Source organism: Serratia sp. DD3, assembly GCF_000496755.2.
In genome coordinates this window covers 1-6,833 of sequence record NZ_AYKS02000082.1, presented here as the reverse complement: position 1 = coordinate 6,833, position 6,833 = coordinate 1, and the positions used below count along the sequence as shown (strand labels likewise).

Sequence of the window (6,833 nt, the reverse complement as noted above, 5' to 3'; positions counted from 1 at the left end):
AAGCCATAGACTGGGCGGCCAGCACAGGGGGCTATGACAGCATTACTGTTCAGGATGTGATGCTGAGAGCCGTGGAAAAGCGCTTCGGTGACAGTCTTCCGGCTAAACCGGTGCAGTGGCTGACGGATAACGGTTCAGCGTACACCGCGCATGACACAAGGAAGTTCGCCAGAGAGTTGAATCTGGAACCGTGTACAACAGCAGTAAGTAGCCCGCAAAGTAACGGAATGGCAGAGCGGTTCGTGAAAACGATGAAGGAAGACTACATCGCGTTCATGCCAAAACCGAATGTGAGAACGGCACTGCAGAATCTTGCGGCGGCGTTCAATCATTACAATGAAAATCATCCGCATAGTGCGTTGGGATATCACTCCCCGAGAGAATACCGACGCCAGCGGGCATCGTTAACTTAAGATACAAAAGCTGTCTGGAGATGGCGGGTCAAGAACATAGAGAGGGATCCATTTATCTAACTAGATAGATTTAAGTGACAATGTCACGTTTGTCGTGTCATTATGAACACGTTGTTGACTGTAGAGGCGTTAGTTAATGCTATTCAACCAAGACAAGGATGGAAGGAAGAGATGACACGAACTCAACGTCTGCTTGGCTTGATGCAGATTTTGCGCCGCCACCGTTATCCAGTGACTGGGCAGAGTTTGGCGCAGGAGCTGGGAATCAGTATGCGTACCTTGTACCGTGATATTGCAACTTTACAACAGCAGGGGGCAGACATCACCGGGGAGGCGGGGGTTGGCTATATCTTGCGGCCAGGCTTTATGCTGCCGCCGCTGATGTTTTCCCAGCATGAAATTGAAGCGCTGGTATTGGGAATGCGTTGGGTAGAACAACGTGGGGATAGTCAACTTGCCTCTGCGGCGACGGATGCATTGGCCAAGATTGCCTCAGTATTACCTGTAGAGTTACGGGAAGAACTGAATGCCAATACCTTGCTGATAGGCCCTGTTTCTATTACGCATGTTGACGATGAGCTATTGATGTCAGTGCGTAAAGCGATTCATCAGGAGTGTAAAATTGCCGTGGCGTATTGCGATAGTAACGGTAACAGCAGTGAACGAACGATTTGGCCCTTTGCCATAGGTTATTTCGAACAGGTAAGGATCCTGATGGCGTGGTGTGAACTGCGAGGTTCTCTGCGCCATTTTCGTTTTGACCGCATTAGCCGTATTGCACTGTCTTCGCAGCGTTATCCGCAAGGGCGTAGAGCCTTGATGAAGCTATGGCGGGAACGCGAATGTAATGAGCATACTGCTGGCAAAAATTGACAGCGAAGCAGAGTAGCGTCTAAGGCGCTTAATTATCAGTTACTGGTCGGTATATAAATGCAAACGTTTGACCACAAGCCTGAGTGGCTCAGCATCTGGTTTGTATTTGTGTTTTACTGTTGCAGCATCGTAATTGGGCAACGCACCAATTTTGGGTGTTTTCTGCTGACAGAGTGCAATTAGCGGCAGTGGGCAGGGGTGTTGTACCTGTTTCTGCTGTTGCTGATACCAGACCCGTGCGATGGGTTGCACTTTCACGGGCCGTTTGATTTTTAATCTTGCCTGTTGTGGTAAGCGGCTAACATCATCGATTTCACGGCTCACTAATTCTGCCCATTGTTCACGGTTAAAGGGGGGAACGGCACGGCCTGCTTTTAAGCTTTTTTCCAATTGGGCAACGATATCATCACGCTTCACATTCTTGATGATGTGCTTGTTGGCCCAACCAAAGCGCACTGAATCTGGATCAGTGAGTAGGGTGATTGCCCGATAGGCGCTGAGGGTAATCAATCCGTGTAGCTGATCATGGACAAAGTCAAAACGTTGTTCTGGTGTCAGCCCAGACTCGACAGTAATAATCTGTTCGAGCTCGGCCTTTAACTGGTTAATTAATGTAATCTGCTGCCGTAACGCCAAGCAACCGTTGTCATCAACAGCCAGGCAAATAACGCCAGGTAGACGGACTGCCGCTTTGCTGCTGACAGTTGACTGATGATGATGGATAAACAACCGCCGATACTGCTGTAGAGCTAAATCGCGCGCCACCTGACCAACCTCTTGCACAACCTCGATTTTCTCTATGGTGTCATGCTCTTTGCCTTTCTCGATTTGCGGTAGGGTAAATACGCGAGCTGCTAACAAGGGTAATGACTGAATTTGTTGGCTCAGTTCGATTAACGCTTGTTCCAGCGTATTAAAACAACTGTTCATCCGGCCTATTAGTGTATATTTATTCATCATTCGCATATTTTAGTTACAACATACATTATAAGATAACACAATCAACCCGCTAACATTGGCTATTGTGACCTCATGTAAATAATACCTGGTTCAAGCTGAGTAGGGGAAAAAAGGAGGGGTTGAGCAAACGGTATCCCGATATCTTTACCGGTTAAGCCCCATTCACTCAACCTGCTATTTATGAAAACCTAATGTTTAGCTCACCAAGCCCCTCGATGGAGGAGGTCACCTTATCCCCTGATTTGAGCCAGCGCCGTTGTTCACGCGGTACTTTCTGCCCCAAAATCACCCCAGGCGGCGTCCCGGTGAATAGAATATCCCCCGGTTCGATAGTCATAATGCTCGTCACGTAATGGATGAGTTGCTGGCAATTGAAAATCATCTCCTCAGTGCTGCTGTCTTGGCGTAATTCACCATTCATCCAGGTCTTCAACCTTAGTGCATTGGGGTTGGGAACTAAATTTCGGCTGACCAGCCACGGTCCGATAGGGGCAAAACCATCCGATGTTTTTCCGGCGGTAAACTGCGAGGTGATATTCTGCAACCCGCGAGCACTAATATCATTACCTACGGCATACCCCGCCAGCACGGACAAAGCATCGGCTTCCGCTACCTGATGACAGCGCTTGGCAAAAACCAGCACCAGTTCAGTTTCGTAGTCAAACTCATGGTCAATATGTGTCGGGAGGTGCACCACGCCCTGGTTACCGTTCAACGCGTTGGCAAATTTGCTAAACAGTGGCGGGGCTTTGGGCACCGGAGCACCAATTTCCGCCGCATGGGAGCGATAGTTAAACCCCACGCAGATGATCTTGCCTGGGCGAGTCACGGGGTCTGAAGCCCAACCGTACGAAAACGTACGCTAAGTATGTTTTTTAACCAAGAGGGTGCTTTCGTTACCGGGGTTGCACGCCGGAACCGCCGAAATTTCCGTGACACATCACATGCTCTGCTATGGTTTCTTCTCGTACAGGGGTCTGACGCTCAGTGGAACGAAAACTCACGTTAAGCAACGTTTTCTGCCTCTGACGCCTCTTTTAATGGTCTCAGATGTCCTTTGGTCACCAGTTCTGCCAGCGTGAAGGAGTAATGGCCGAGCATATTGATATGTCCGTGGCAAAGCGGGGAGAGGCGTGCGATATCTTGGGGTCCGCTTGGAAAAGGGAAAATAAACCACGCTAAGACTGTTTTTTAGTCAATGAGGTGTTGGTAGCTACCCTAGTTACCAACGCTGTAGCGTTTCTCCGTCCGAAATCGAACGATTACGGACACCACTGTGTCTGAACTGACCGATATTCAGGCTGTTAATCGTGTCGTATTCGCGGATCACTGTGCTGCCGATATCAGTCAGATTCAGTGCACCCATGATGTTCAGTCTGGTGCGGCTACCCGTTGTTTCTACGATAGTTTTCCGACCTTTCGTCATCCATCCATAAGCCAGCTTCGTGCCCTGCGTCGGGTGCACACCATCAATGAACAAGATGGGCTCATCAACGACTTCACTTTTCAACTGGTTGTAGGTTTCCACGAACGCCTGTTGTGCTTCGGCACTGAACTTATGTGGCACACCGGTGGGCTTTTTGTAGCTAAAGTCATTACGGTGCAGCCACTTGTTCAAGCCGGGAACGGTGTAGCGGATACTCCACCATTCATCGACCAACTCAATGATGGCCTGCGTAGTGGGGAGAAGGTTATCCGTCAGATAGGCGATAAGTTCGGCTGTCTGCACCTCGTTAAGATGACTGTCAGAGCCGCCATTCTCGGGCTTCAGTTTTTCTTCATTAAGCCAGTCATTCAGATGGCGACGTACCGTCGTTTCATCAATCAACTGTGATTGCGCAATCATGCGAGTTGACCAGCCTTTAGAAGAAAGCAGCACACAACGGATCCTGTCGCAGATCCGACGGTCACGACACTTGCGATGTTGTGCCTCAAGAGCACGCTCCTGTTCAGCGGTCAGTTCTATTTTCATGGTTCTGAGCATGATCCCCATCGGTTGAAAAATCAAGCATCTTCATTGATCACGGGTATACAACCCCGCTAGAATGGGGAGTGTTCATAAGCTATTCAAATTGATAAGGATATAATGTATGGGTATCTCATTTTCAAATTTGTTCGAGCTACGTCCGGATAATACGGTCCATTTTAATCCCAGTGCCAATGTTAATCTCGGTCTTGCGAGTGGAAGTATTAGTGCTGATGGGACAGTAACCGCAGGTTTAGGCAACAGCATCATTACCTTTTCGGGTAAAGGTCAGATAACCCAAAACCCAGATGGTTCTTTTCAGTGCCCACTTTCCTCCTTCGAGCTTTCTATTTCCAGCCCTGATGGTAATAATTCTGTTTCTTTTGATTTTGCTTCTGGGGGATTACAACCTCACCCAACCGATCCATATGCTCCAGACATGCCATCCCTTAATGTAACAACAACATCCACTTTTGCGGGTACCGTTGTTTCCGAATACACAGCAAATGTGACTACGGATGATTTTTTTGACCGTGAGGTTGGTGGTTTTCTAAGTGGTGGCTTGCTTGGCAATGCTTATACTGCTATTCGTCACCGACATAGAGATATCGACGAGGCGGTTAATGGTAAATACCACAATGATGTCAATCGCGACGGTTCCTATCGAGTGGCTTATTACGATCCGTTGCTCCTTGATTTAGATGGTGATGGTCTTGAAACAACCGGTATGAATGGTCAGGGCAGTGTAAAGTTTGACCATAATCAAGATGGCCTGAAAACAGCATCCGGCTGGGTAAAATCCGATGATGGGATTTTAGTGTTTGACCGTAACGGTGATGGTGCCATTAACAATGGTAATGAGCTATTTGGTGATAATACGTTCTTAAGTAACGGTGAAAAAGCTCAAAATGGTTTTGCTGCTCTGGCTGATTTGGATACTAACGGGGATGGTAAAATTGATGCCAACGATCAGGATTTCGCTAACCTCAAAGTCTGGCGTGACCTAAACCAGGATGGTACCACCGATTCGGGAGAACTATTTACCCTCGGAGAGCTGGGTATTGCTTCACTCAATTTAGATTATAAGAATGTTGATCAAGTGTTAGATGGTGGTAATCGTCTTACTCAAATAGGGACTTATACCACAGAAGATGGTTCAGTCTATCAGATGAGTGATGTTAATTTGGTGAGCAATAGCTTCTATAGTAGCTATACCGAACATATTACGCTAACGGCAGATCAGGCTAAGCTGGCAAATATTCAGGGGCAGGGTAGGTTGCGTGATCTCAATGAGGCTGCAACACTCTCTTCTGACTTAGCCGCTATTCTAAATCAATATAGTCTGGCTCGAACCCGTGAAGAACAACTCGGTCTATTAGATCAGTTAGTACTGGAGTGGGCGAAAACTGATCCGGAATTTGGTCATTATGTTATTACCAGTATGACCTTTGAGGATCAAAATTCCAGTAATGTTATTTGGTTACGACCAGGTCAACAAAAACCCATTTATTTAGATGATACGATTGAGATGCTGGCATTACGAAAGGAATTAGACGGGCTGACTGACGAAATTCGGATTCTGGATGCTTTCACAGGAGTGAGCACGCATAATATTAACTTATCTGTTAATGGTCAAAAAACTATCGATAGCATTAAAAGTATTTATCAGGAGATGCTTGATTATGCCTATGAGGCTTTGCTCATTCAAACCAGGCTCAAACCTTACCTCAGTCAGATAGAAATGCATCTTGCTGATAATGGTGATCTTATTGTTAACTATGACAAGATGAACCTGCTATTTCAGGATGTCTATCGTACTGACATTAAAAAAGGAATTATTGATCTGGCCGAGATGATTGTTGTCGGTGGTTTTAAAGATTGGGATGGAACTACTCTATTAGCATCATTGGTTGCTAATACCACTGATACAGCAACCCTGAACTCGATATTTAACTCTCTCGATAAAAATACCCTTAACGCGCTACATTTTACTCTGGGTTCAGAGGCCAATGATGTTATCACCAATAACCTGATTGGTGGTTATCTATTCGGTGGCGCAGGTGACGATAAGCTGTATGGCCGTGGCACCTTTAATGGCGGCACCGGCAACGATTATATTGCGGCTCAAACCTCCAGTGTTTCAGATACTTTCCTGTTCAATCTGGGGGACGGTGCGGATGTGATTGACAGCTATGATAACAATGGGGGTGGCATTTATGCCGGTAAAGACAAGATCGTCTTTGGCAAGGAGGTGACTGCCGAGATGGTGGGCTATCGCCGGGAAAGCAACCATTTGATCATCACGGTCGGCAAACAGGGGGATCAGGTCACCATCAACAACTACTTTGCCGGTGCAGCTTACCGCACCATCAACCGCTTTGAATTTGCCGACGGTACGGTGTGGGACAACATCAGTGCACGCGGTTTTACCTTTACCGGCTCAGATGAAGCCGACAATATCAGCACCTCAAGCGGGACCGACCGCATTAATGCCAGTGCTGGTAACGATACGCTGACCGGTAATTATGCGGGTAACTATCTGGACGGTGGCGCAGGTGACGATAAGCTGTATGGCCGTGGCATCTTCAATGGCGGCAGCGGGGACGACTATCTTGCGGCTC

General features: G+C 47.4%; 5 protein-coding genes and 1 pseudogene. 3 read left to right on the top strand and 3 right to left on the bottom strand.

Going from position 1 to position 6,833, the window contains the following annotated elements; all coding sequences use genetic code 11:
* Together IO95_RS16030 and IO95_RS16025 are read left to right on the top strand one after the other, a co-directional pair.
* Positions 1–413, top strand: a 413-nt coding sequence (locus tag IO95_RS16030) for an integrase core domain-containing protein (protein WP_037386103.1), incomplete at its 5' end; no start/stop codon positions are given.
* A 171-nt stretch (positions 414–584) separates the two neighbouring features.
* On the top strand, positions 585–1,286 hold the full coding sequence (locus tag IO95_RS16025; RefSeq protein WP_023492778.1) for a YafY family protein: 702 nt from the start codon (positions 585–587) through the stop codon (positions 1,284–1,286).
* Positions 1,287–1,325: 39 nt separating this feature from the next.
* On the opposite strand, the gene tus is transcribed toward IO95_RS16025, so the two are convergent.
* The 3 genes and pseudogenes from tus to IO95_RS16010 all read right to left on the bottom strand — a co-directional run.
* Positions 1,326–2,243, bottom strand: a complete 918-nt coding sequence (gene tus, locus IO95_RS16020; protein WP_037386100.1) for a DNA replication terminus site-binding protein — start codon at positions 2,241–2,243, stop codon at positions 1,326–1,328.
* 181 nt (positions 2,244–2,424) lie between these two features.
* Positions 2,425–3,075, bottom strand: a complete 651-nt coding sequence (locus IO95_RS16015; protein WP_023492776.1) for a fumarylacetoacetate hydrolase family protein — start codon at positions 3,073–3,075, stop codon at positions 2,425–2,427.
* Positions 3,076–3,537: 462 nt separating this feature from the next.
* Positions 3,538–4,239: pseudogene (locus IO95_RS16010) on the bottom strand (IS630 family transposase); the annotation flags it as partial.
* Positions 4,240–4,336: 97 nt separating this feature from the next.
* On the opposite strand from IO95_RS16010, the gene IO95_RS16005 reads away from it, so the two are divergent.
* Positions 4,337–6,833, top strand: a 2,497-nt coding sequence (locus tag IO95_RS16005; RefSeq protein ID WP_037386094.1) for a calcium-binding protein, incomplete at its 3' end; no start/stop codon positions are given.